A 22,560-nucleotide genomic window follows, 5' to 3' on the forward strand; every position below is an offset into this window, starting at 1 on the left:
GGCTTCCCCTTCAGGGGCGTCGAAACCGCCTCATCAATCCGGCCACGAGAACGCAGGCGCGCGGCCAGCCAACGCCGGGCCCCTAGGTCCGCAGGAAAAGCGCATTGCTGATCGACGCGAAATCGATCGGCTTTTCGCAGCGGGGGATCTCGGCGTAGCTGGGATCGATGGACGCCGCATCATACCCCGTCAGGAACAGGAAGGGCACCTGCCGTTGCCGAAGCACATCGGCAACCGGGTAGACATAGCTGCCCCGGATATTCACATCCAGCAGCGCCGCGTCCAGATGCGCCCGGCTTTCGATTTCCCGAATGGCATCTTCGACGGTCGCAACGGGCCCGCAAACCACGGCCCCGGCTTCGGTCAGCCCTTCGGCCATGTCGAGGGCGACAAGGTAATCGTCCTCCACGATCAGGATCGTCCGTCCCTTGAATTTAGACATCGGCATTCAATTCTCCTGCTCGTTATTCAGAGGCACTTCGATCACGCAGCGCAGCTCTGTCTCATTCAACTCGTAGGATGTCCGCGCCCCGAGGGAATGCGGAAGGGCCTGTTCGATCAGGGTCCGGCCATAGCCGCTATCTGCGACCTTGATCCGATCATCCGTCGTATCGATGCCGGTTTCCAGCCATTCGATCCGCATCCAGACATGGTCTTCCCCGTCCGAAATCTCTTGCCAGGAGACCTTTAGCCGCCCGGCCTCGTTGCCGAGGGCGCCGTATTTCAGCGCGTTCGTGGCCAGTTCGTGCAAGGCCAGCGACAGCGTCTGGACGACCGAGCTGCGCACCAGGATGCGCGGGCCCGCGAATTCGATCCGGTCGCCGTCGATCTCGTGCCCGATGGCCTTGACCTCAAGCCGCAGGATATCCCCGATGTTGATCGGCTCGACATCGGCGCGCGACAACAGCCCCTGGACCCGCGACAGCGCGGCCAGCCGGTTGCGGAAATGCGACTGGAATTCCTGCATGGAGCCGGTGGTGCGCTGCGTCTGGCTGGCGACGGCCTGTACCACGGCAATCAGGTTGCGGGTGCGGTGCTGAAGTTCCGCGATCAGCACCTGTTGCTGGGCGGTCAGGCTGCGCGCTTCGGTGACATCCCGGCCAAGGCCCGCGATGCGGGTCACGCGGCCATCGTCGGCCTTCAGCGGGAAATCCGTTTCCTGCACCCAGCGGACCTGCCCATCTGTGCGCCGGATCACGCGGAATTCATGGGTCACATGGGCACCCGTCCGAACCCGGTCAATCGCCGTCTGGAAGGACGCGCGGTCGTCGGGGTGAATCACCCCCTGCCACTGATCCAGCCCGGCCGAGATCACCTCGTCACGTGAAATGCCATAGATCGTCTCGAACGCGGGGCTGACATATTCAAAGGCAGCGCGCTCCGCATCGCAGACCCAGACCACGTCCGAGGACGCCTCGCCGATCTGGCGGAACCGCTCTTCGCTTTCGCGCAGTTTGGCATCGGCGCGGGCACGTTCGACGGCGGCCCAGGTCCGGTCAGCGGTTTCCCGGATCAGCGCCACGTCGATATCCGTCCAATGGCGCGGCTTTCGGTCCTGCACGGTCAGGACCGCTTCCAGCCGGCCGCCCTTGATCAGGGGCATCGACAGGAACGAGCCGCGCGATTCAGCGGCCAGCAGGCTTGCGCCCCGCTTGGCACGCGGGTCGGGATCACCCGACAGGTTGACCATTTCGACGGGTTCCCCCCGGCGGAACCGGGCCAGCAGCGGCTTCCCGAAATCGGCCAGCCGATAGCGCATCTGCTGGCTGGGGCTGATGCCATCGGTCCAGTCGACCAGCACACTGGCCTCGCCCCCGGCCTCGTCAATCTCGGCATAGGCCACGCGGCCGACACCCAGATGCTGCCCCAGCACGGTACTGGCCGCATGCATCAGGTCGGAAGGGTCCGAGACGGTCAGCAGGGCATCGTTCAGTTCTCCGACAAAGCGTTGCCGCGCTGCGCCTTCCTTGATCGCATCCATGGCTTCGCGGCGCACACGGCCCAGATCAAGGTTGGAATGCACGCGCGCCAACAGATCCATCGCCTGGAAGGGCTTGACAAGGTAGTCGTCTGCCCCGGCCCGCAGCCCGTCGGCCTGCGCCTCCTCGCCCGCACGGGCGGAAAGCAGGATAAAGGGGATATCGCGGGTTTCAGGCGCGCTGCGCACGGCCTTGAGCAGTTCGAAGCCATCCATCTTCGGCAGCATCACATCGGACAGCACCAGGTCGGCGCGCTGCGCCTGCAACAGCGCCAGGGCCTGCACACCATCCGCCGCGCTGCGCACCCGGTAGCGCGGGGTCAGCAGCTTCTCGATATAGCCGCGCATATCGGCGTTGTCGTCCACCAGCAGCACCTCGGCCGTCCCTTCGCCCCCCTGATCGGCGGCTTGCGGGGACTGCGTCGCGGCGGCGGCCGGTGCCTCGGGCAGCCAGCGTATGGCCTCTTCGACATAGGCCTCGGCGCGGATCGCGGTGTCGGTGTCGGTATCGGACCGGTCGGTCAGACCGCTGCCTGCAGGCAGATGGTCGGTGCCGAAGGGCAGCCGCACGGTGACTTCGGTCCCGCAGCCAAGGGTGCTTTCGACATCGACCGACCCGGCGTGCAGAGCGACAAGATCGTGCACCAGCGCCAACCCGATGCCGGACCCTTCGTGCGACCGGCCACGGGCGTTCTCGACCTGGTGGAAACGCTCGAAGATCCGGGGCAGTTCGTCCTGCGGGATGCCCGTACCGGTGTCGCGCACCCGCAGCACCGCCATGTCGCCCTCGGCCGCGACAGAGATCGCGATGCCGCCCTCGAACGTGAACTTGAAGGCATTGGACATAAGGTTGAGGACGATCTTTTCCCACATGTCGCGGTCCACATGGACCGGCTCCTGCAAGGGCGGCACATCAAGGGTCAGCGACAGCCCGGCAGCGTCGCAGGCAGAGCGGAAGTTGCTGGAAAGCTGGGCGGTCAGCCCGGCAAGATCGACAGGTTCATAGCGCGCCTGCATACGCCCGGCTTCGGCGCGGCTGAAGTCGAGCAGCGTATTGACCAGTTTCAGCAACCGCAGCCCGTTGCGCTGTATCAGCGCGATCTGGTCACGGTCGTCCCCTTCGATGGAATCCCGCGTCAAGAGGTCATCCAGCGGCCCCAGCATCAGGGTCAGCGGTGTGCGGAATTCGTGGCTGACATTGGAAAAGAAGGTGGTCTTGGCGCGGTCGATCTCGGCCAGGGCTTCGGCGCGCTGGCGTTCTTCGTCATGGGCGCGGGCGTTGCCGATGGCCGCAGCGACCTGGCGCTGCAACAGGGTCATGAAGGTCTTGTAGCCCTCGTCCCAGACCAGCCGCGGGCTGAGCCCGGCGACAAGGAAACCTTCGGCCGTGTTCTGTTCGCCCCGCGCCAGGGGCAGCAGGATCGCGTCCAGTGTGGGATCAGGCCAGAAACCGGCCGAAGCATCCCCCATCCGGTCCGCGATGTTTTTCACCAGAACCGGCTGGTTGGTCTGCATCCCCTCATCAAAGGGCCAGGCCGCTGCGGCGGACGCAAGCCGCACCTGTTCGGGGCAGCAGGCATGGCCCGGCTCCACCCCGGTGCGCCCCGCCAGGGTGATGCCCGCCCCATCCGGGTCAAGCCGGTACAGCAGCGCGAAAGGCAGATCCCGTTGCGCCCCCGCAAGGGTGTCGACGATGGCGGCACAGGTCTGTTCCATACCGGCGGCATTCGTCGTCCGGTGGCCCAACTCCTGCAAGATCGCCATGCGCCGGTCGCTGAGCACCCGCTGGGTTTCCTCTGTACAGGCGCAGAACAAACCTCCGATGCTGCCGTCCTCGTTGGGGATCGGGCTGTAGGCGAAGGTGAAATAGACCTCTTCGAGGTAGCCGTTGCGGGTCATCGCCATCTCGAGGTCTTCGCTCCAGGTCGACAGCCCCTCCTGCATGACCGCCTCTGCCAGCGAGCCGACCAGGGGCCAGGCATCCGACCAGACCTCGGGCGCGGGTTTGCCAAGGCCCCAGGGGTGCCGCTTGCCCATGACCGGCGTATAGGCATCGTTGTAAAGCTGGATCAGGTCCGGCCCCCACCAGATGAACATTGGATAACGGGAGGCCAGCATGATCTCCACGGAGGTCCGCAGGTTCTGCGGCCAGGCGCTGCGGGGGCCAAGGGCGGTGTCCGCCCAGTCTTCCCCCTCGATCAGCTGCCGCATCTCGCCCCCGTGAAGAAGGTCAGCCCTTGGCTCGATCTGCTGTTGGCTCACGCGCTGTCTCCCATCCCTTTGCCCGGCCCGACACCCCTGTGGGCGCATCGCAAATGCGCCAACCATGTAACCCGGCGTTCACCGCCGGGTCCTGCATCCAAATGACACGGCGACAACTGCCTCGGTCTCATCAGTTTCCCTGGGGGCGCAGCCGTGACCGGGCCGCCTTCACAGAGCTAATGGTCCGGCCCCCGAAGTCGAGGCTTTTCTTCATGTCCGACGGCGGAAAAATGGCGCCGTCCGTCCGGCGGTTTCCCGGACCCTGCAAGGACCTGCGCCGGTGGGACGGGCAGATAGGGACCCCAGCAGGTGTTGGACCTGGCTTGGGCCCCGAGGGGACGAAAGGGAAATCCGTGCCCCCCGCTCCGACCTCATGTGGAAAGGGCGCCTGTATCCGCCACCAGATCCTGCCCGACCTGCCGAAGGATCGCGCCCAGCGCCCGGAAGACCTCCTCCCGCGCCGTGCCGGGACGCCAGGCGATGGCGACTTGCCGGGGGTAGGCGTCGGGCAAGGGGGAAAGCCGGACATTGGCGTGATCGGCCACACCAGCGGCCACCGCAAGGTTCGGCAACAGCGTGACGCCAAGCCCCTGCGCCACCATCGACACCAACGTGGTCAGGCTGGTGGCGGCAAAGCTGTCATCGGCAGAAAGAAGGCGCTCGGGATAGGCCGCCAGGGCGTGACGCTGAAGGCAATGCCCCTTCTCCAGCAGCATGAGCTGGCCACTTTGCGTCAGCGGCGCCTCTTCATCGGGGGCGGGCCAGTCCGAGGGTGCGGCGAACTGATAGCCGTCCTCCAGCAGCGGCATGATCTGCAAGGCGCCGGTGTCGAACGGCAATGCGATCAGGACCAGATCAAGGCGTCCATCGGTGAGGCCCTCGATCAATGCTTCGGTCATCTCCTCGCGCAGGTAGAGGCGCAGAAGAGGAAACGCCCGGCGGATTTCCGGCAAGGCGTGGGGCAGCAGGTAGGGCCCGATGGTGGGGATCGAGCCAAGCTTCAGGTCGCCCTTGAACGGATCCTTGTGGGCCTGCGCCAAGGTCTCGATCTCGGCGGCATCCAGCAGCAGACGCCGGGCCCGCGCGGCGATCTGCGCGCCCACCGGGGTCAGGATGACGCTGCGCCGCGTGCGCTCGATCAGCCGCACGCCAAGGCGTTCTTCCAGCTCCTTGATGCCCGCGCTCAGCGTCGGCTGGGTCACGAAACAGATCTCGGCCGCGCGCGAAAAGTTCAGGCAATCAGCAACGGCAGTCAGGAACCGCAGTTGGCGCAATGTCATCATTGATAGGCTTCCTCTATTACAGACGTAAATTTATTCAATTTCCCCTATATACCGCAAGGGGCTATCTTTGGGTCAACGCAACGAACCAGAGGAAGAAAGCCGCGAAGGAACGAACGCCCACCCCATGCCCGCGCGTGCAGAGGACCCCGGCCGGTCGGCCTGTCCCGATGTGCGGCGCCCGCACCGGGTGGCGCGCCAGTCCTGGCCCCCTACCTTCTACAGACATCGATACCTTCAGGAGACAGAACAATGACCACCCAGACCCAAACCCATATCGACGCCCTGAATGCCGTTCTGGGCCAGACCTTCCGGCTGTACGTGCAGACGCACGGCTATCACTGGAACGTCGAAGGCCCGATGTTCCGCCAGCTGCACAACCTGTTCGAGGCACAGTACCAGAACCTCTGGGCCGCACTGGACGAGATCGCGGAACGTATCCGGACCCAGGGCGCCTATGCCCCCGCCAGCGTGGCCGACCTGATGGCCCTTGCCGCGCCCGAAGCCGCCCCGGCCCAGTCCGCCAAGGACATGGTTGCCAAGCTGGTCGAGGAACACGAGGCCATTGCCGAAACCCTGCGCGGCGCCATCAGTGCGGCGGGCGAGGCCGGCGACGAAGCCTCCGCAGATCTGCTGACCGGTCGGCTGGCTTGGCATGAAAAGGAACTCTGGATGATGAAGGCAAGTCTGCGCTGAACCGATGGGTGGGCCGCCGGCCCACCCCATTCCACACTGCCAGGAACCACGAAAATGACCAACCCCATCGTCAAATCCTTCTGGGACAAGGCCACCGGAAGCTGGCAATATGTGTTCCACGACCCCCGGACCATGAAGGGCGCGATCGTCGACCCGGTTCTGGATTTCGACCCCCTGGCCGGTGCGACATCCACCGCGAATGCCGAGCGGCTGCTGAACTATGTGCGGCACACCGGGATCGACCTGATCTGGATCCTCGACACGCATCCCCATGCCGATCACTTTTCGGCCGCGCCCTGGCTGAAGGCGCAGACGGGGGCCGCCACGGCCATCGGAGAAAAGGTCACCGGGGTGCAGAAGCTCTGGCAGGATATCTACAACCTGCCCGATGATTTCCCGACCGACGGCAGCCAGTGGGACCGCCTGTTCGCCGATGCCGAGACCTTCATGGTCGGAGAGGTCCCGGTCAGGGTGATGTTCTCGCCCGGCCACACGCTGGCCTCGGTCACCTATATCGCGGGCGATGCGGCCTTCGTGCATGATACGCTGATGATGCCCGACAGCGGATCATCCCGCGCGGATTTCCCCGGCGGCAGTTCCAAGGCGCTGTATGACAGTATCGCGGCGATCCTTGCCCTGCCGGAGGAAACAAGGATTTTCGTCGGCCACGATTACGCTCCGGACCGGGAGGCGCGCTGCGAAGCGACCGTGGCGCAGCACCGCGCGGCGAACATTCACTGGAAAGATGCGCCGACAGAGGCCGAATACCGCGCCCTGCGCGACGCCCGCGACGCGACCTTGCCGCTGCCGAAACTGATGCTGGCAGCGCTGCAAATCAACATCCGGGGCGGCAGAAAACCCGCGCCCGAGGATAACGGTCGGTCCTATCTGAAACTGCCCCTCGACTATTTCGAAAGCCGCTGAGGCGCGGCTCTTTCGACGATCCCGCACCTGGTCCCACGCCCGCGCCCGCAATTGCGGACAAGGCAGGCCGGGCTCGGCCGGGATCGATCGACGCCAGAGGCTGACATCAATTCGGCATGGCCCGACAAGATGTCGCTATCGTACATTCTCCCGTCATCCGCTACCTCATGGACCAGGTCCAAATGCTGAAGGAGGCCGGGATGGCCCGTTTCAAGGAAATCACGGTCGCACTGGTGTTGGTGCTGGCGGTGTGGTGTGGCGTCACCATGCCCCTCGGCATGGCAGGCGACCAGGCGGCGATCTTCGGGATCGTGCTCGTCACGCTCAGCCTCTGGGCCACCGGACTGGTGCCGGGTTACGTCGCTTCGATGTTTTTCTTCACCGCGCTGCTGCTGGGCGGGTTGAGCACACCGGATGTCGTCTTTTCCGGCTTCACCTCTTCGGCGATGTGGCTGATCATCGCGGGCTTCATCATCGGGGCGGCGATCACGATATCCGGCCTCGGTGCGCGGATCGGCGGGCTGACCCGGCGCTACCTGTCCCGCAGCTATCCCGTGTTGATCGGCGGGCTGATGCTGGTCTCCATGGCGCTTGGCTTCGTCATGCCGTCCTCGGTGGGTCGCGCGGCGGTGATGGTGCCGATCGGCATGGCGCTGGCCGAGGTACTGGGCCTGACAAAGGGCACCACCGGGCGTACAGGCGTCGCCGCGGTGATCGCCATCGGGACCAACATGCCGAGCTTTGCGATCCTGCCATCGAACATCCCCAACGTGGTCATGGCGGGGCTGGCCGACCAGCTTTTCGACGTGCATTTCGGCTATACCGAATACCTGTTGCTGCACTACCCGGTACTGGGTCTCTTCAAATCGGCGGTGATCGTCGGGCTGGTGCTGGTGTTCTTCCCCGCCCGGCTGACCGCCCCGCAGGACCAGCCGCCCGCCCCGGAGCCCCCCGTTGGCGGCAAACAGGGGCTGTTGCTGGTCATCCTGCTGGTCACGCTGGTCTTCTGGTCCACCGACCAGATTCACGGGATCAACCCGGCCTGGATCGGGGCGGCCACGGCCCTTGTGCTGATGGTGCCGCAGTTCGGTTTCGTTCCACAGCCTGCCTTCAAGTCCGCGATCGACGTGGGCACGCTGTTCTTCATCGCCGGGGCCCTTGCGCTTGGCGTCGTGGTCAACAAGAGCGGCCTTGGCGACATCATCGCGCGCGAGGCCTTTGCCTGGCTGCCCATGCAACCCGGCGCGGATTTCCGCAACTTCATGTCGCTGGCGCTGATCGGCGCGGGGACTTCGATCTTTACCACGATGCCGGGCGTTCCGGCGGTTCTGACACCGCTGGCGCCCGACCTGGCCGCCGCCACGGGTTTCTCCCTTGAGGCCGTTCTGATGACCCAGGTCATCGGGTTCTCGACCGTCCTCTTCCCCTACCAGATCGGGCCGTTCATCGTCGCCATGGGCCTTGCCGGCGAAGCCCCGCGCCGGCTGCTGAAGGTGACGCTTTCGCTCTTTCTGCTGACGGTCCTCTTTCTGATACCGCTCGATTTCCTGTGGTGGAAACTGCTGGCTGTGATCTGAGCAGGCTGTCGTGGAGGCCACCTCAAGGCAGCCTTCAAGGCAGATTTCCACCGCGGGCAACAGAAAGACATCTGCGTCCGCCGTCAAAAGCGCTGCATCCCGACGGTGGACGCAGCCAAGGCAAGATGAAGCCACTGCACATGTTTTCACCATCAGGCGCCCAATTTCGACCGGCTTCCCCTGCTTTTGTTGATTGCTTCCGGAATTTATTGACCTTTTGATAAAAAATCCGGTCATAGTCCTCAAAACAGCAGGAGGGATGCGCCATGACGATTGATCTGACAACACACTTTACCGGTCTCAAATTCGTAAACCCGTTCGTTCTGGCCTCTGCGCCGCCGACGGAAAGCAAACGCAAGATCATGAAGGCCTTCGACGCCGGCTGGGGCGGGGTCGTCACCAAGACCATCGGCCTGCACCCGGTGGAAAACGTGGCCGGGCCGAAAACGATCTACCAGCGCACCGGGGAAACGAAACCTTACGTGTCGCGCGAAAAGCGGCCCGATACCGTGTCGCATTCCTCCTGGAACTGGGAGTTGATCTCTGATCAACCGCTGGACCAGTGGTTGCCCGACCTGAAAGAGATCAAGACCGCCTATCCGGACCGCATGGTCATCGCCTCGATCATGGCCGGGGCCGGCAATGACGAAGAGATGGCGAACTGGCAAAAGCTCGCCCGGGCCTGCGTTGACGTCGGCTGTGATGCGCTGGAGCTCAACCTGTCCTGCCCGCACATGGACCGCAAGGACATGGGCGCCCATATCGCCAATGACGAAGACATCATCCGCTGGGTACTGAAGGCCGTCACCGATGCCGTCGACGTGCCGATCTGGGTCAAGCTGACGCCCTCGTCCTCGTCCCTCGTCAGCGGCGCCGCAGCGGCCTATGCGGCCGGGGCCTCGTCCATTTCGCTGTGCAACACCTTCCCGTCCCTGCCGCTGATGGACCCCGAGACCCTGAAATTCGAGGTCGAGGTAGACGGGCTGGTCACCTCCGGTGGGCAGGCTGGTCTGGCGATCCTGAACCAGGCGCTGGAGCGTGTCTCGTCGATTTCGCGGGCTCACCCGGATCAGGCGATTTCCGGCATCGGCGGGATCAAGGGCTTCCGCGAGGCCTTCAACTTCATCGTCCATGGTGCCGGCAACCTGCAGATCTGCACCGCCGCGATGGAGGAAAAGGGCAGCGGTGGCGTTGGTGTGAAGCTGATCCAGGAACTGACGGGCGATCTGTCCGACTACCTCGAACGCAAGGGCTATGCCTCGATCGAAGACTTCCGGGGTATCGCCCGCGCACGGATCGTCGAGCATTCGCAGATCCGTCGGAAAAGCGAAGACTACAACGGCGGCTATGCGGAATCGGCCTGATCCAAAGGCCTGTCTGCCGCAGCGAAATATCGAGGGCGGGCGGGTCTTTCCGGCCGCCTTCGCGTTCTTCCCCAAGCATGCAGGTTGGAAACCAGGGCCGCACTTGCCATAGGGGGACCGGCCCTGAAACCACCGCAACCCGCAGGATGAATTGTTCAGGCAGGGCAGAAGGCCCCGCCTGAACCCTGTTGCCCGTCCGACTGCCAGGCCGGGGGTCAGGGGCCCTTGCCCCGCCGCGACGGATGGCTCATGACGGGCCTCTGGCTCGGCCGCGCGCCACGCGCTGGCCGCCGCTTTCGCCGAAAACGGCGGCAGCGCGCCGGGTCAATGGCAAACCAAAGACGGGACAAATCGGTATGAACGTCGAGCAGCCCGGACTGGGCAAACGCGGAACCCTGTTTCTGCTGATCATCCTGGGCGCCTTTCCCCCGCTGACCATGGATCTGTACCTTCCGGCGCTTCCGACGATGGCGGATATCTTCTCTACCAGCCACGCGATGATCAACCTGACGCTTGGCGCCTACATGGTCGCCTTTGCCATCGGGATGCTGTTCTGGGGTCCGCTGAGCGAACGGACGGGGCGCAAGCCGATCCTCTACATCACGCTCGCGATCTATGTTGCCGCCAGCCTGCTGTGCGCCATCGCCTTCAACGTCGAAAGCCTGATTGCCTTCCGCGTCCTTCAGGGGCTTGCAGGCGGCGGGATCACGGTCATCGGCACCTCGATCGTGAAGGATCTGTTTGACGGGCGGGACCGCGAAAAGGTCATGGCCACGGTCATGTCCCTGGTCATCATCGCGCCGATGATCGCGCCTGTCCTCGGGGCCTTCCTGCTGAAAATCGCGTCCTGGCGGGTGATCTTCCTGGTTCTGGCCGTCTTCGCCTGCATCGCGGCGGGGCTGGTCGCGCTGTCCCGGGAAACCATGGTGGACCGATCCACCGCCCCGATCCTGAAATCCTGGAACCGGCTGAGCGTGGTCCTGCGGAACCCGCACTTTGCCACGTTGCTGCTGCTGTTCTCGCCGGTGCGCATGTGCATGATGGCCTTCATCGGCATCGCGGCCTACGTCTATATCGACGGCTTCGGCATGTCCGAGCAGGAATTCAGCTACATCTTCTCGTTCAACGCGGTTTGCGCCACGCTGGGGCCGGTTCTGTACCTGCGGCTTTCCCGCGTCGTGCCGGTGCGGGCGATCATCCTGGGCTGTTTCGTCGTGATCGTTTCGGGCGGTGTCGTGATGTTGTTCTTCGGGGCGCAATCGCCCTGGATCTTCGCGGCGGTCGCGGCCGTGACGACCATCGCCGTCATCGCCATGCGGGTGCCCGGCGCCAATCTGATGCTGGATCAGCAGACCCGGGACACCGGATCGGCCGCCGCCCTGATTCAGTTCAGCGGCACCCTGATGGGGGCCGCTGGCGTGCAGATCGTTTCCGCCAATTCCCATGATCTGATCCGGAACTACGGCATCATGCTGATCGCCATCGGCACCGCCTGCGCCGTGCTCTGGCTGATGGTCCAGAACCGGCCCTTCGTCACGGAAAACCTGTCCGCGCCATCCTGAAGCACGACGGCCGGGACCATCGTTTTGCCGCCAGCAGAAGCCGCAGGTCTTCTTCGGAGCGACCTCAGGGTCGGCTTCGGTCAAAGGGTGAACCCCGGCCAGGGCAGCGGGTTGCAGGCTCAAAGCCTGGGCAAGGCGCATGAACATGGCTTCGGTCGGCGCGACCATCATCGGCAAGGCCCCTTCAAGGCGCGACACCTGCCGTTCGGAAAGCCCGGACAATTTCGTCAGCTTCGGACGGCCAATGCTGCGCAGCTTGCGGATTTCACCAAGATGTTCGGGGGCAATCGCCGGCATGTCGCCTTTTTGCCGGTCAGGGACAGCGCCACATGCGTCTGCCCCCTGTGACCCCCACCCATAGCGGAAGTGGCTCGCACCGCGCGAGTCGGCGCCCTGACGAGCAAGGGCCGGGGGCGCCCGCGCCTACTGACTGGCCATGCCGGCCAGCATGGCGCCCAGAGCGACCAGGTGCACAAGCATGATCGCCCTGTCCTTCCACAGCACCCCGACCATCAACCATCCCAGAACACCCACCAGGAACAGGTAAAGGTTCCACGGGGACCAGCCGAAACCGGTGGCCGCGTAGCCCATGATCTGAATGATCGAGGCGCCCCATTTCACCAGAAAGGCCATCTGCCCGTGGTCACTGGCTCTGCTAATTTCAGTGGCCATGGGGCAACCCTCCGTCGATGCGCCGGTTCCGGCCAGCGACTTGGGCGCCATTCTGCGTCATGAGCCAGGAGATGAGAGAGGCGACGCCCCTCCCCCTGCCACCCAGCGCGCTTGGCAATATTTTTTCTGCCGACATGATCACTGCCTCCTTGCGGCCTGAATAGGCTCGACTGACGTAACAAATCAGATAATAATTGATTTCCGTATCCTTCATCCAGTCAGAAGCCCTGCTGAGAGCATGTAGAAAATCTATCGTGGTGACCAAAACCGACCTGCCCCCTCTGAACGGACTGCGCGCCTTTGCGGCGGCGGGCCGTCACCTGAACTTTCGCGCGGCAGCCGGGGAACTTGGGGTGACTCAGGGCGCCGTGGCACAACAGGTGCGCGGGTTGGAAGACCACCTTGGCCTGCGCCTGTTCCTGCGCGAACCGCGCGGCCTGGTGTTTACCGACGAAGGCCGGGTCTACCACGCGGCCGTGTCCCGCGCCTTTTCCCAACTTGTCGAGGCGACCGGCGCGCTACGGTCCAGCCCGGCCCGGGTCACGATCAGCGTCACCCCGACATTCGCGTCGAAATGGCTGATCCCGCGCCTTGCGGACTTCACGCAGGCGTATCCCGACATCGACCTGCGCATCACCGCGACAGACCGTGTGTCCAGCTTTCATGCAGACGGCATCGATCTGGCGGTCCGGCAGGGTCAGCCCCCGTTCGGGGCCAGCCTGCATGCGGATCTCCTGTTCCCTCAGGAGGTCATCGCGATCTGCTCCCCCAACCTCGTGGCAGAGGATGATCTCCCCCTCGACGCCGCGGCCCTGTCGCGCAGGACATTGCTGAACGATACCCATGATCTGTGGCCGAAGTTCAGCGCAGCCGCCTTCGGGCAGGTGGTCGAAAGCCGCCGCGAACTGCGGTTCAACCAGACGACGCTCAGCCTTGATGCTGCGCTTGCCGGTCAGGGGGTCGCCCTTGCGAGCCGGTTTCTGGTGCAGCGGGACATCGAGGCCGGGCGTCTTGTGCAACCGATCGGCACCGCCCTTGATGGTGGTCTCGACTTCTTTCTGCTTGTGCCCCGTCAGGGTGCTTCCAGCGCCTCGACCCATGTGCGCAGCTGGCTGCTGGAGGTCGCAGCGGGGCAAGGCCGCAGTCAGCCGCAGACCTAGGCGAGGTCAGCTTGCAGCAGGCTGCGCGGGCTGTCGCGGCCTATGCTGAACCTTCGGGCGTCCGCAGGCTATGCCCCAACCGCTTCGCCCCCCGCACCGCGTCGCCTTGCAGGGACCAGGTCTGAGTGAGGCCTTCCAAGATGATCAGCAGCTCGGTCTCCTGCCCGGCAAGACCGGTCGCGACGGCGGCCCGTTGTGCCACCTCCTCCTTGTGTCGCCTCAGCATCTCGCGAAGCGGGCTGCTGCCCGGATCGGCGGCCACGGCACCGTGGAAAAGGCAGCCATGTGCGGTTTCGGTCCGCATCCAGTCCCCGACCCGATCAATCAGCGTCTCCAGAGCCGCTTCGGGCGCCTCCGGCAACCCGTCAAACAAATGCGCCAGGTAGCGCGCATGGCGGCTTTCCAATGCCGCCAGCACCATGTCGGCGCGCGAAGGCATATACTTGTAAAGCGTGCGCAGGCTGACCCCCGCTGCGTCGCGCAGGTCCTCGACGCTGGGATCGGCAAAGCCCCCGGCGGCAAAGGCGCGCTCAAGCCCGGCGGCAATTCTGGTTCTGGTATCCATCATGCTTGACGATGTAGAGAGATCCCTCTACCTACGCAAGTAGAGTAATCATTCTACATGCAGGAGCGGACCATGACATATCCCGAAACGATGAAGGCGATGGTGCTGACGGGCCATGGCGGGCTGGACAAGCTCGAGTGGCGCGAAGATGTGCCCGTGCCCCGGCCCGCGGCGGGCGAGGTGCTGATCCGCGTTGGCGCCGCGGCGGTCAACAATACCGACGTGAACACCCGCACCGGCTGGTATTCCAAGGCGGTGCGCGGCGATACCAATGCCGCCGCCGCCACGGGCTATGACGGTGCTTCGGATGCCGATGGCGGCTGGTCCGGCGCGCTCAGCTTTCCGCGCATCCAGGGGGCCGATTGCTGCGGCCGGATCGTTGGGGTCGGCGACGGGGTCGACGCGGCGCGGATCGGAGAGCGCGTGCTTGTGCGCCCAATGCACCGCCCGGCCGGCGGGGACGAAGACACCCTCGTGACCGTCGGATCGGAACGTGACGGCGGTTTCGCGCAATTCACCACGATGGAAAGCCGCTACGCCCTGCGCATCGATAGCCCCCTGTCGGACCTCGAACTGGCCTCCTTTCCCTGTGCCTTCTCGACCGCCGAAGGCATGATCCAGCGGTCCGGCCTCGGGGCGGAACGGGTGCTGATCACCGGTGCTTCGGGTGGGGTCGGTTCGGCGGCAGTGCAGCTTGCAAAGCGGCGCGGGGCCCATGTCACGGCGATGACCAGCCCGGCCAAGGCCGGGGACCTGAAGGCCCTTGGAGTCGACGTGATCCTGAACCGCGATGACGCCCTGCCCGGGGGCGCGTTTGACGTGGTGCTGGACCTTGTCGGCGGTCCCCGCTGGCCCGCACTGCTGGACGCGCTGGCGGTTCGCGGCCGCTATGTGACCTCGGGGGCCATCGCCGGGCCGATCGTCGAGTTGGACCTGCGCACGCTCTACCTCAGGGACCTGACCCTGATCGGCAGCACTCGCCAGACGCCGGAGGTCTTTGCCGATCTCGTGGGCTATATCGAGCGCGGGGAAATCCGGCCCGTGGTGGCCGCGTCTTACCCGTTGGAAGCGCTGCGCGAGGCCCAGGAAGCCTTCCTTGGCAAGGCACATATGGGCAAGATCGGGATCGAGATCCCGGACTGAAGCGACCCGCCCGGCTTGCCGGGGGGGGTGAAGCGGATCATACCGAAAAGCGGTCGCTTCACCGCCTCTGCGCGCCGCTTTTCGGCAAGGCGCGCAGGGCAGACACCGCCTGCCCTGCCCGCTCCCATCGGCCCGAACCTGTGGCAGTGGCGCGGCGAACGCCTCCGAAAGCGCTTCGGCGGCCGGACCGGGCGGCGCAGTGCCGCCTGATCACCCATCCTGTCGGCGGTGATACGGACGGCCCCGCCCAAGGTCTGGTATATAGCGCGCAAACTGCCTAGATACCTCGGGATTTCCCAGGAGCCGGGCCGAAGATGCGTCAGTACCTTTCAGATTTTCTCGACCGTCCCACGACGCGTTACACGATCATGGGGGTGATCCTGTTCAACGCGATCATTCTCGGCCTCGAAACTTCGGGAACGGTCATGAACAGGGCCGGCGGGCTGATCGTCGCGCTGGACACCGCCTGCCTCGCGATCTTCGTGGCAGAGCTTCTGGCAAAGCTCTACGCACGCGGTCTGCGCTTTTTCCGCAATGCCTGGAACATCTTCGATTTCCTCGTGGTCGGCATCGCCCTAGTGCCGGCCGCCGGCGGGCTGTCGGTCCTTCGGGCGCTGCGTATCCTGCGGCTGATGCGGGTGATCTCGGTCGCGCCGACGCTGCGCCGCGTGGTCGAAGGCTTCATCTCGGCGCTGCCGGGGATGGCCTCGGTCTTTCTGCTCATGGGGGTGATCTTCTACATCGCCGCCGTGATCGCGACCAAGCTTTTCGCCACGACCTTCCCCGACTGGTTCGGCTCCCTCGGCGGGTCGCTTTACACGCTGTTCCAGGTGATGACGCTGGAAAGCTGGTCGATGGGCATCGTCCGCCCGGTGATGGAGGCCCATCCCGCCGCCTGGATGTTCTTTGTACCCTTCATCCTGATCACCACCTTCGCGGTCGTGAACCTGCTGGTCGGCCTGATCGTCAATTCGATGCAGGATGCCCATGCCGCGGAAACCAACGCCGCGACGGATACCTACCGCGACGAGGTCATCCGCCGCCTCGCCGCGATCGAAGAACGGCTGAAAGACGACCCGTAAGCCTGCGCTGCCGCGTCCCGGTCAGTGCAGGATTGGAACCCCGTCGCCCGAAACAGGCTGCCGCAACTCGGCGCGGGCCTGGCGGATGATCGTCACCGCCCCCTGAAGCGCCAGCAGCGCCATGATGCCGGCCACGATGATGTCGGGCCACCCGCTGCCGGTGCCGAAGACACCAAGCGCCGCCCCCATGACCGCCAGGTTCGCCACCACGTCGTTGCGCGAACAAATCCAGACCGAGCGCATGTTCGCATCCCCGTCACGCCAGGCATAAAGCAGCGCCAGGCAGGCCGCGTTCGCGATCAGGGCGGCAATGCCGACGGCCCCCATGGTGCCCCAGGCAGGCACCGTGCCGGCGAGCGCGTGCCAGATGACAGTGCCGATCACCCAAAGACCGAACAGCCCCATCGAGGCCCCCTTGACCATGGCGGCGCGGGCGCGCCAGTGCAGCCCCAGACCCAACACGAACAGACTGATCCCGTAATTCGCCGCGTCCGCGAAGAAATCGAGCGCATCCGCCTGAAGCGCGGCCGATCCGGCGGCAACCCCGGCCACGATCTCGACAAGGAACATCGTGGCATTGATCGCCAGCACGATCCACAGGACCGCGCGGTAGCGCCCGGTCGCAGCGGTGTTGGACGAACATGTATCGGTGGAACAGCAGGGCATGGGATCTGGACTCGCTTTTTGACTTACGCATCTTAAGTTGGGGTCTATAGCCACTATAGGGTCAAGGGGGCGCCATGACGGACCACGCATTGAAGATCGGCGATCTGGCCCGGAAAACCGGGACCAAGGTCGTTACCATCCGCTATTACGAGAAGATCGGCCTGCTGCCGGAGCCGCAGCGCAGTGCGGGCAATTACCGTGCCTATACGGGCGACGACCTGGACCGGTTGCACTTCATCCGGCGCTGCCGGGCGCTCGGCTTTCCGCTGGACCAGATCCGCGCCCTGCTGGACCTGTCTTCGGAGGGCGCGCAGCCCTGCGACGATGTCGACCGGATGGCCGCTGCTCACCTGGCCCGGATCGAGCAGAAGATCGCGGATCTGACACGACTGGCGCAGCAGTTGCGCAGTATCTCCGCCTCTTGCCAGGGCGGCGGAACGATTTCGAATTGCTGTATCGTCGATGCGCTGTCGCCCCATCAGGATGCGGACGCGGCCTGAGGCAGCTGTTCAGCGGTGATCCGACCCGCCGGGTGCATGCCCGCCGGGTCGGATCTGTTTCAGGGCGGCCCTTACCAGGAGGTCAGGACGGTGCCCTTGTATTTTTCATCGATGAAGGCCTTCACCTCGTCCGAATGGTAGGCCTTGACCAGCGGTTCCACCCAGGGTTCGTTTTCGTCACCGGCGCGCACCACGATGATGTTCACATAGGGGCTGTCGGTTTCCGTGGCGATGGCGTCATTGACCGGGTCAAGACCCGAGGCGATGGCGTAGTTGGTGTTTATCATCGCCGCGTCCAGATCCTGAAGCGAACGCGGCAGTTGCGCGGCATCCAGCTCCTGGATGCGGATGTCGCGCGGGTTCTCGGCAATGTCGAGAACGCTGGGGACAAGCCCCACGCCTTCGGCCAGGGTCAGAAGACCCTTCTGTTGCAGCACCAGCAGCGCGCGCCCCCCATTGGTGGGATCGTTCGGAATGCCGATGGTCGCGCCGTCGGGGATCTCCTCGGGCGAGGCGAAGTCTTCGGAATACAGGCTCATCGGCGTGTTGATGGTTGTGCCCACCTCGACCAGGTCAAAGCCGCGATCCTCCATCTGACGTTCCAGATAGGGGCGGTGCTGAAAGCTGTTGGCTTCGATGTCGCCATCGGCCAGCGCCTGGTTCGGCACGACATAGTCGGAAAATTCGACGATATCGATGTTCAGCCCGTCCTTGGCCGCGATCTTGGCGACCTGTTCCATGATCTCGCCATGCTGGCCGGGCGACACGCCGACAGAGATGTCCTGGGCTGCAGCGGCTCCGGCGGTCAGGGCCAGCACGGAGGCAAGCGTCATCAGTTTCTTCATATCGGGTACTCCTTCTTGAGGGGGCGGGTCAGGCGCCGCGGTTGCTGGGCGCCCGCTTGTCCACGCGTCGGGCGATCCATTCACCGATGGTCTGCACCAGTTGCACGAGGACAATGAGAATAAGAACCACGAGGCCCATGACCTCGGGCATGAAGCGTTGATAGCCGTAGCGGATACCGAGATCGCCCAGGCCTTCGCCGCCCACGGCCCCAACCATGGCCGAATAGCCAAGCAGGCTGACCACGGCAAGCGTCAGGCCCAGCGTGATGCCCGACAGCGCTTCGGGGATCAGCACCTTGCGGATGATCTGCATCGGCGTGGCGCCCATGGACCGGGCGGCCTCGATCAGGCCGCTGTCGACCTCGCGGATCGCGTTTTCGATCAGCCGCGCGATGAAGGGGACCGCGGCGATGGTCAGCGGTACGATGGCCGCCGTGGTGCCGATCGACGTGCCGGCGACGATCCGCGTGAAGGGGATGATCGCCACGACAAGGATGATGAAGGGCACCGACCGCGTCGCGTTCACGATGATGCCCAGCACCTTGTTCACCCAAGGCGCCGAGAGCAGTTCGCCCTTCTGGGAACAGGCCAGGAAGACACCGATCGGCAGCCCGCCAAGCGTGCCCAGCATCGCGGAAACGACGACCATGTAGATGGTCTGCCAGGTTGCCTCCATCAGCATGTTGATCAGGTTAGCGGACATAGCCAAGGACCTCCGTGCGTTGTTCGTGCTGGCCAAGGAAGGCGCGGGCGGCGTCGGCGCGGTCCGCATCGACCGAAATCAGCAGATTGCCGAAGGGGCGCGGACCGATCTCTTCGACGGCGCCGGCCAGGATATTGACGTGAATGCCCATTTCGGTGCCCATCCGCGCCAGCAGCGGCTCGGTGGCCTTTTCCCCGACGAAGGTGATGCGCAGCACTTCCTGCGCGGGGCCTTCGGGCCGGGTCTCAACCAGTTGGCGGGCGATGAAATTGGGCATCGTCACGCCGGTCACGCTGGACAGGAAGCTTTTCGTCGTGGGGTGGCGCGGCGCGGTGAAGACGTCGTAGGTCGCACCCTCTTCGACGATCCGGCCGCCTTCGATCACCGCCACGTGGCTGGCGATATCGCGCACGACGGCCATTTCGTGGGTGATCAGAAGGATCGTCAGGCCGAGGTCGCGGTTGATGTCCGCCAGCAGCTTCAGCACCGTCTGCGTCGTCTCGGGATCAAGCGCGGATGTCGCTTCGTCCGACAACAGCACCTTGGGCCGCGTGGCCAGCGCCCGCGCGACGCCGACGCGCTGTTTCTGCCCGCCCGACAATTCGGAAGGATAGCGGTTGCGAAACGCCTCCAGTCCGACGCGGGCGATCAGATCGTCCACACGGGCCCTGATCTCTGGCGTGGGCGTGCCGGCGATTTCCAGCGGCAGGGCCACGTTTTCGGCCACCGTGCGCGATGACAGCAGGTTGAAGTGCTGGAAGATCATGCCGACTTCGCGGCGGATATCGCGCAGCCCTGCGGCGCCGGCGGCGCCGACGTCCCGGCCCGCAACGACGACCTGGCCCGAGGTCGGCTTTTCCAGACCGTTGACCATGCGCAGCAAGGTGGACTTGCCCGCCCCCGATCGCCCGATGATGCCGGTGATGGTGCCCGGCTCGACGCTCAGCGAGATGCCTTCCAGCGCCATGACATTGCCACCGCCCTTCTTGGGGAATGTCTTCCCGACCGCGTCGAAGGTAATGGCCGCTCCTGTCGTGGTATCAGTCTGCATTCCGCTTCGGGTGCCTCCGGCTGTTGCTGTTGGCGGCGGTAGACCGGAACCGCCGGCGAGGGGCAACCCCCCCTCGTGGAACTCTGGGAAAAGGTCCCGAAAGCCCATGAAACTGCGAATAAAACAGGCTTCCGTGATGAAAGCCCCGGCCTGTGGGAAACCTCCCCGCCCCTATGTCAGACGCTGCTTTCCCGGTTGCAGGGGGCAGCGATTTCGCCGTTTGGCGGCCATGGCGGACCCTGGAACATTGTCCGCCCCGGCCGAACGGCAAGAGCCTGGTTGCGCAAATTCTTCCTACCTCATCCACCAGAAAGCAGCCCGGGGCGCCTTCTGCAACGCTGCCCTATTGCCATCAGTTGACGGACTTCACCAGCCCGAACCCTAAGGTACCCCATCAGATTTCCGAGGCGTCTGTGCGCGTTTCCACGACTGGAGCCGTCGCAGCCCACCCCCCGACATCCGGCAAGCGAGAGATTGGCGGCAGGTGCAGACCATCGCCGGGCTGCCACAAGGGCGGCGCGGCCTACTGCCCCCAGGTGCGCTCCAGCGTCGCGACCCAGTTGCGATGCGCGATCTTGGCAATGTCCTCATCGGAGTAGCCCGCACGCGCCAGGGCGCCAAGCAGGTGCTGCACGTCCGAGACGTCGCGCATCTGGCGGGCCATGAAGGTCCCGTCGAAATCCGAGCCGAGCGCCACGTGGTCGATGCCCACCCGCTCGACCAGGTAGTCGATATGGCGCAGCATGACATCCAGACCCATCTCGGGATCGCGGATGCCTTCCGGATGCAGGAAGCGCACGCCGAAGTTCAGCCCGACCAGCCCGCCCGTGTCGCGGATCGCGTCCAGCTGGCGGTCGGTGGCGTTGCGGCTGTGCGGGCAGATCGCGAAGGCGTTGGAATGCGAGGCGACCAGCGGCGCATCCGAGATCGCGGCGATGTCCCGGAACCCGGCATCGTTCATGTGCGACAGGTCGACCATGATCTTCAGCTCGTTGCAAAGCCGGATCAGGTCCTTGCCTGCCGCGCTCAGCCCGCCGCCCAAGTCCGGGTCGTGGCCCATCACGAAGGGCACGCCATGGGCAAAGATGTTCGGGCGGCTCCAGACCGGGCCAAGCGTGCGCAGACCGGCGGCATGCAGCACGTGGATCAGGTCCAGGTCCGGCGTCGCGGCCTCGATCCCTTCGATATGGAAGACGGCGGCGAAACTGCCGGCGGCCATGGCGGCGCGGATCTCGGCGGCGCTGCGGCACAGGGTGACTGCGCCGTTGGACTGGCGGGTGATGCGGTGCAGCAGCGCCGCCTGCGCGAGGGTCTGTTGCAGCGCGGCAGGCTGGGGCACCGGGGGCAGGTCGCCATTGGCGTCCAGCGTCTGGTCATCCGTGCTGACCCAGACGGCGCAAAGCCCGCCCGCAAACCCCGATGCCTGGGCGCGCGGCAGATCCACCTGCATGTCGGGCGCGCCTTCCAGGAACCGGGTCTCGGCCCCTGCGGGGCCGCGCAGCAGCTTGGACAAGACGTCGTTGTGACCGTCGAAGACGGGGATTGGGGCGGTCATGGCTGCACCTCGTGGATCTCGTCATGGGTGGCGACGAAGGCGCGGCCCTCGGGGGTGACCCAGCCCCGGAACATGCCGGCGGTGTTGTAGGGGGCGCTGACCGCGCCGTTGCCGTCCAGCGCCACCAGCCCGGCGCCGACGATCCCCGTGGTCTGCGACGAGCCCGACAGATCCACGTGGACCACGTGTTCGGCGGCCTGCGACAGGCTTTCCCCCAGGTAGGAGACCCGCGCGGCGATCTCGTGGCCCACCACGTGGCGGATGAAGAATTCGCCCTTGCCGGTGCCCGAAACGGCGCAGACGCCGTCCCTTGCATAGGTGCCCGCGCCGATCACCGGGGTATCCCCGACCCGACCCGCCGGTTTGTTGGTATAGCCCCCGGTCGAGGTCGCGGCCGCCAGGTGCCCGGCCGCGTCCAGCGCGACCGCGCCGACCGTGCCGTGCTTCTCGTTCTCGCTGGCCTCTGTCCCGGCGGCGGCATGGGCCTTCATCGCGGCCAGCGCCTCGATCCGCTTCGGCGTGGTGAAGTAGTCCTGCGGCATCACCTGCAGGCCCGTTTGGGCCGCGAAATCATCCGCGGCAGCACCGGTCAGGAAGACCGCGCGACCGTCCTTCATCAGGGCACGGGCGGCCCGCACCGGGTTGCGGATGCCGCGCGCCGCGCTGAGCGCGCCGGCTTCCAGCGTGGCCCCGTCCATGATCGAGGCGTCCAGCTCGTGAATCCCGTCCTCGTTCAGCGCGGCGCCGTGGCCGGCGTTGAAATGGGGGCTGTCCTCCATCACCACGACCGCGGCTTCGACCGCCTCCACCGAGGTGCCGCCGCCCTTCAGCACCGACCAGCCGGCGGACAGGGCGCGGCCAAGATCCTGCCGCGCCTCGGCCCAGTCCGCGTCGCTCATGCTGTCGAGCGGCAGCACGCCGCAGCCTCCGTGGATCGCAAGTGCAGTGGTCGTCATGTCGCGTGTCCTGTTCTGA

General features: G+C 65.2%; 20 protein-coding genes. 9 read left to right on the forward strand and 11 right to left on the reverse strand.

Translation table 11 applies throughout. From position 1 onward, the window contains the following. Positions 1–82: 82 nt before the first annotated feature. From PSAL_RS08745 to PSAL_RS08755, 3 genes are all read right to left on the reverse strand, one after another. On the reverse strand, positions 83–442 hold the full coding sequence (locus PSAL_RS08745; RefSeq protein ID WP_196941925.1) for a response regulator: 360 nt from the start codon (positions 440–442) through the stop codon (positions 83–85). 6 nt (positions 443–448) lie between these two features. Then, positions 449–4,240, reverse strand: a complete 3,792-nt coding sequence (locus PSAL_RS08750) for an ATP-binding protein (protein ID WP_196222776.1) — start codon at positions 4,238–4,240, stop codon at positions 449–451. Between the two features lie 371 nt (positions 4,241–4,611). Further along, positions 4,612–5,523 carry a hydrogen peroxide-inducible genes activator gene (locus PSAL_RS08755; RefSeq protein WP_119839037.1) on the reverse strand — a complete coding sequence of 304 codons (912 nt, stop codon included), beginning with the start codon at positions 5,521–5,523 and terminating at the stop codon, positions 4,612–4,614. Positions 5,524–5,772: 249 nt separating this feature from the next. Between PSAL_RS08755 and PSAL_RS08760 the strand changes: the two genes are divergently transcribed. The 5 genes from PSAL_RS08760 (at position 5,773) to PSAL_RS08780 (ending at position 11,643) form a co-directional block, all read left to right on the forward strand. Further along, the gene (locus tag PSAL_RS08760; protein WP_119839038.1) at positions 5,773–6,216 is read left to right on the forward strand and encodes a Dps family protein; all 444 of its coding nucleotides are present in this window, start codon (positions 5,773–5,775) and stop codon (positions 6,214–6,216) included. Between the two features lie 54 nt (positions 6,217–6,270). Beyond that, positions 6,271–7,140 (forward strand): MBL fold metallo-hydrolase, encoded by an 870-nt coding sequence (locus tag PSAL_RS08765; protein ID WP_119839039.1) that lies wholly within the window; start codon positions 6,271–6,273, stop codon positions 7,138–7,140. Positions 7,141–7,256: 116 nt separating this feature from the next. Then, complete coding sequence (locus PSAL_RS08770) at positions 7,257–8,717, forward strand: SLC13 family permease (RefSeq protein WP_231388469.1); 1,461 nt, start codon at positions 7,257–7,259, stop codon at positions 8,715–8,717. 266 nt (positions 8,718–8,983) lie between these two features. Then, a complete protein-coding gene (locus PSAL_RS08775; RefSeq protein WP_119839040.1) occupies positions 8,984–10,081 on the forward strand; it encodes a tRNA-dihydrouridine synthase in 1,098 nt (365 codons plus the stop codon). A gap of 356 nt (positions 10,082–10,437) precedes the next feature. Beyond that, positions 10,438–11,643: a Bcr/CflA family efflux MFS transporter gene (locus tag PSAL_RS08780; protein ID WP_119839041.1), complete on the forward strand. Its 1,206-nt coding sequence runs from the start codon at positions 10,438–10,440 to the stop codon at positions 11,641–11,643. A 423-nt stretch (positions 11,644–12,066) separates the two neighbouring features. Here the strand turns inward: PSAL_RS08780 and PSAL_RS08785 are convergent, their stop codons facing one another. Then, the gene (locus tag PSAL_RS08785; RefSeq protein WP_119839043.1) at positions 12,067–12,315 is read right to left on the reverse strand and encodes a DUF6552 family protein; all 249 of its coding nucleotides are present in this window, start codon (positions 12,313–12,315) and stop codon (positions 12,067–12,069) included. Between the two features lie 254 nt (positions 12,316–12,569). Here PSAL_RS08785 and PSAL_RS08790 point away from each other — a divergent pair, with 254 nt between their 5' ends. Beyond that, positions 12,570–13,475: a LysR substrate-binding domain-containing protein gene (locus tag PSAL_RS08790; RefSeq protein ID WP_119839045.1), complete on the forward strand. Its 906-nt coding sequence runs from the start codon at positions 12,570–12,572 to the stop codon at positions 13,473–13,475. Between the two features lie 40 nt (positions 13,476–13,515). Here PSAL_RS08790 and PSAL_RS08795 read toward each other — a convergent pair whose 3' ends face one another. Next, positions 13,516–14,043, reverse strand: a complete 528-nt coding sequence (locus PSAL_RS08795; RefSeq protein ID WP_119839046.1) for a TetR/AcrR family transcriptional regulator — start codon at positions 14,041–14,043, stop codon at positions 13,516–13,518. Positions 14,044–14,112: 69 nt separating this feature from the next. Between PSAL_RS08795 and PSAL_RS08800 the strand changes: the two genes are divergently transcribed. Together PSAL_RS08800 and PSAL_RS08805 are read left to right on the forward strand one after the other, a co-directional pair. Then, positions 14,113–15,183: an alcohol dehydrogenase family protein gene (locus PSAL_RS08800; RefSeq protein ID WP_119839047.1), complete on the forward strand. Its 1,071-nt coding sequence runs from the start codon at positions 14,113–14,115 to the stop codon at positions 15,181–15,183. A gap of 314 nt (positions 15,184–15,497) precedes the next feature. Further along, complete coding sequence (locus PSAL_RS08805; protein WP_119839048.1) at positions 15,498–16,265, forward strand: ion transporter; 768 nt, start codon at positions 15,498–15,500, stop codon at positions 16,263–16,265. A gap of 21 nt (positions 16,266–16,286) precedes the next feature. Here PSAL_RS08805 and PSAL_RS08810 read toward each other — a convergent pair whose 3' ends face one another. Then, positions 16,287–16,931, reverse strand: coding sequence for a cation transporter (locus tag PSAL_RS08810; RefSeq protein ID WP_119839049.1), 645 nt, complete (start codon positions 16,929–16,931; stop codon positions 16,287–16,289). 74 nt (positions 16,932–17,005) lie between these two features. Here PSAL_RS08810 and PSAL_RS08815 point away from each other — a divergent pair, with 74 nt between their 5' ends. Further along, positions 17,006–17,431 (forward strand): MerR family transcriptional regulator, encoded by a 426-nt coding sequence (locus tag PSAL_RS08815; RefSeq protein WP_119839050.1) that lies wholly within the window; start codon positions 17,006–17,008, stop codon positions 17,429–17,431. Positions 17,432–17,502: 71 nt separating this feature from the next. Here PSAL_RS08815 and PSAL_RS08820 read toward each other — a convergent pair whose 3' ends face one another. The 5 genes from PSAL_RS08820 to PSAL_RS08840 all read right to left on the reverse strand — a co-directional run bounded on the left by PSAL_RS08820 (position 17,503) and on the right by PSAL_RS08840 (position 22,541). Next, a complete protein-coding gene (locus tag PSAL_RS08820) occupies positions 17,503–18,276 on the reverse strand; it encodes a MetQ/NlpA family ABC transporter substrate-binding protein (RefSeq protein ID WP_119839051.1) in 774 nt (257 codons plus the stop codon). A 28-nt stretch (positions 18,277–18,304) separates the two neighbouring features. After that, on the reverse strand, positions 18,305–18,979 hold the full coding sequence (locus tag PSAL_RS08825; RefSeq protein ID WP_119839052.1) for a methionine ABC transporter permease: 675 nt from the start codon (positions 18,977–18,979) through the stop codon (positions 18,305–18,307). Further along, complete coding sequence (locus PSAL_RS08830) at positions 18,969–20,030, reverse strand: methionine ABC transporter ATP-binding protein (RefSeq protein WP_119839053.1); 1,062 nt, start codon at positions 20,028–20,030, stop codon at positions 18,969–18,971. Before PSAL_RS08830 ends, PSAL_RS08825 begins: the two co-directional genes overlap by 11 nt. Positions 20,031–20,553: 523 nt before the next feature. Next, positions 20,554–21,585, reverse strand: coding sequence for a dipeptidase (locus tag PSAL_RS08835; RefSeq protein WP_119839054.1), 1,032 nt, complete (start codon positions 21,583–21,585; stop codon positions 20,554–20,556). Then, on the reverse strand, positions 21,582–22,541 hold the full coding sequence (locus PSAL_RS08840; RefSeq protein WP_119839055.1) for an isoaspartyl peptidase/L-asparaginase family protein: 960 nt from the start codon (positions 22,539–22,541) through the stop codon (positions 21,582–21,584). Before PSAL_RS08840 ends, PSAL_RS08835 begins: the two co-directional genes overlap by 4 nt. Positions 22,542–22,560: the final 19 nt, after the last annotated feature.

Origin of the sequence: Pseudooceanicola algae, from assembly GCF_003590145.2 — a bacterium.
GTDB classification, from domain to species: Bacteria; Pseudomonadota; Alphaproteobacteria; order Rhodobacterales; family Rhodobacteraceae; genus Pseudooceanicola; species Pseudooceanicola algae.

What these genes read in the sequence shown, in the direction of transcription:
- PSAL_RS08745 (WP_196941925.1), bottom strand. Translation starts at nt 442, where the DNA reads ATGTCTAAATTCAAGGGACGGACGATCCTGATCGTGGAGGACGATTAC.
- PSAL_RS08755 (WP_119839037.1), bottom strand. Translation starts at nt 5,523, where the DNA reads ATGATGACATTGCGCCAACTGCGGTTCCTGACTGCCGTTGCTGATTGC.
- PSAL_RS08760 (WP_119839038.1), top strand. Translation starts at nt 5,773, where the DNA reads ATGACCACCCAGACCCAAACCCATATCGACGCCCTGAATGCCGTTCTG.
- PSAL_RS08765 (WP_119839039.1), top strand. Translation starts at nt 6,271, where the DNA reads ATGACCAACCCCATCGTCAAATCCTTCTGGGACAAGGCCACCGGAAGC.
- PSAL_RS08770 (WP_231388469.1), top strand. Translation starts at nt 7,257, where the DNA reads ATGGCCCGACAAGATGTCGCTATCGTACATTCTCCCGTCATCCGCTAC.
- PSAL_RS08775 (WP_119839040.1), top strand. Translation starts at nt 8,984, where the DNA reads ATGACGATTGATCTGACAACACACTTTACCGGTCTCAAATTCGTAAAC.
- PSAL_RS08780 (WP_119839041.1), top strand. Translation starts at nt 10,438, where the DNA reads ATGAACGTCGAGCAGCCCGGACTGGGCAAACGCGGAACCCTGTTTCTG.
- PSAL_RS08785 (WP_119839043.1), bottom strand. Translation starts at nt 12,315, where the DNA reads ATGGCCACTGAAATTAGCAGAGCCAGTGACCACGGGCAGATGGCCTTT.
- PSAL_RS08795 (WP_119839046.1), bottom strand. Translation starts at nt 14,043, where the DNA reads ATGATGGATACCAGAACCAGAATTGCCGCCGGGCTTGAGCGCGCCTTT.
- PSAL_RS08800 (WP_119839047.1), top strand. Translation starts at nt 14,113, where the DNA reads ATGACATATCCCGAAACGATGAAGGCGATGGTGCTGACGGGCCATGGC.
- PSAL_RS08805 (WP_119839048.1), top strand. Translation starts at nt 15,498, where the DNA reads ATGCGTCAGTACCTTTCAGATTTTCTCGACCGTCCCACGACGCGTTAC.
- PSAL_RS08810 (WP_119839049.1), bottom strand. Translation starts at nt 16,931, where the DNA reads ATGCCCTGCTGTTCCACCGATACATGTTCGTCCAACACCGCTGCGACC.
- PSAL_RS08815 (WP_119839050.1), top strand. Translation starts at nt 17,006, where the DNA reads ATGACGGACCACGCATTGAAGATCGGCGATCTGGCCCGGAAAACCGGG.
- PSAL_RS08820 (WP_119839051.1), bottom strand. Translation starts at nt 18,276, where the DNA reads ATGAAGAAACTGATGACGCTTGCCTCCGTGCTGGCCCTGACCGCCGGA.
- PSAL_RS08825 (WP_119839052.1), bottom strand. Translation starts at nt 18,979, where the DNA reads ATGTCCGCTAACCTGATCAACATGCTGATGGAGGCAACCTGGCAGACC.
- PSAL_RS08830 (WP_119839053.1), bottom strand. Translation starts at nt 20,030, where the DNA reads ATGCAGACTGATACCACGACAGGAGCGGCCATTACCTTCGACGCGGTC.
- PSAL_RS08835 (WP_119839054.1), bottom strand. Translation starts at nt 21,585, where the DNA reads ATGACCGCCCCAATCCCCGTCTTCGACGGTCACAACGACGTCTTGTCC.
- PSAL_RS08840 (WP_119839055.1), bottom strand. Translation starts at nt 22,541, where the DNA reads ATGACGACCACTGCACTTGCGATCCACGGAGGCTGCGGCGTGCTGCCG.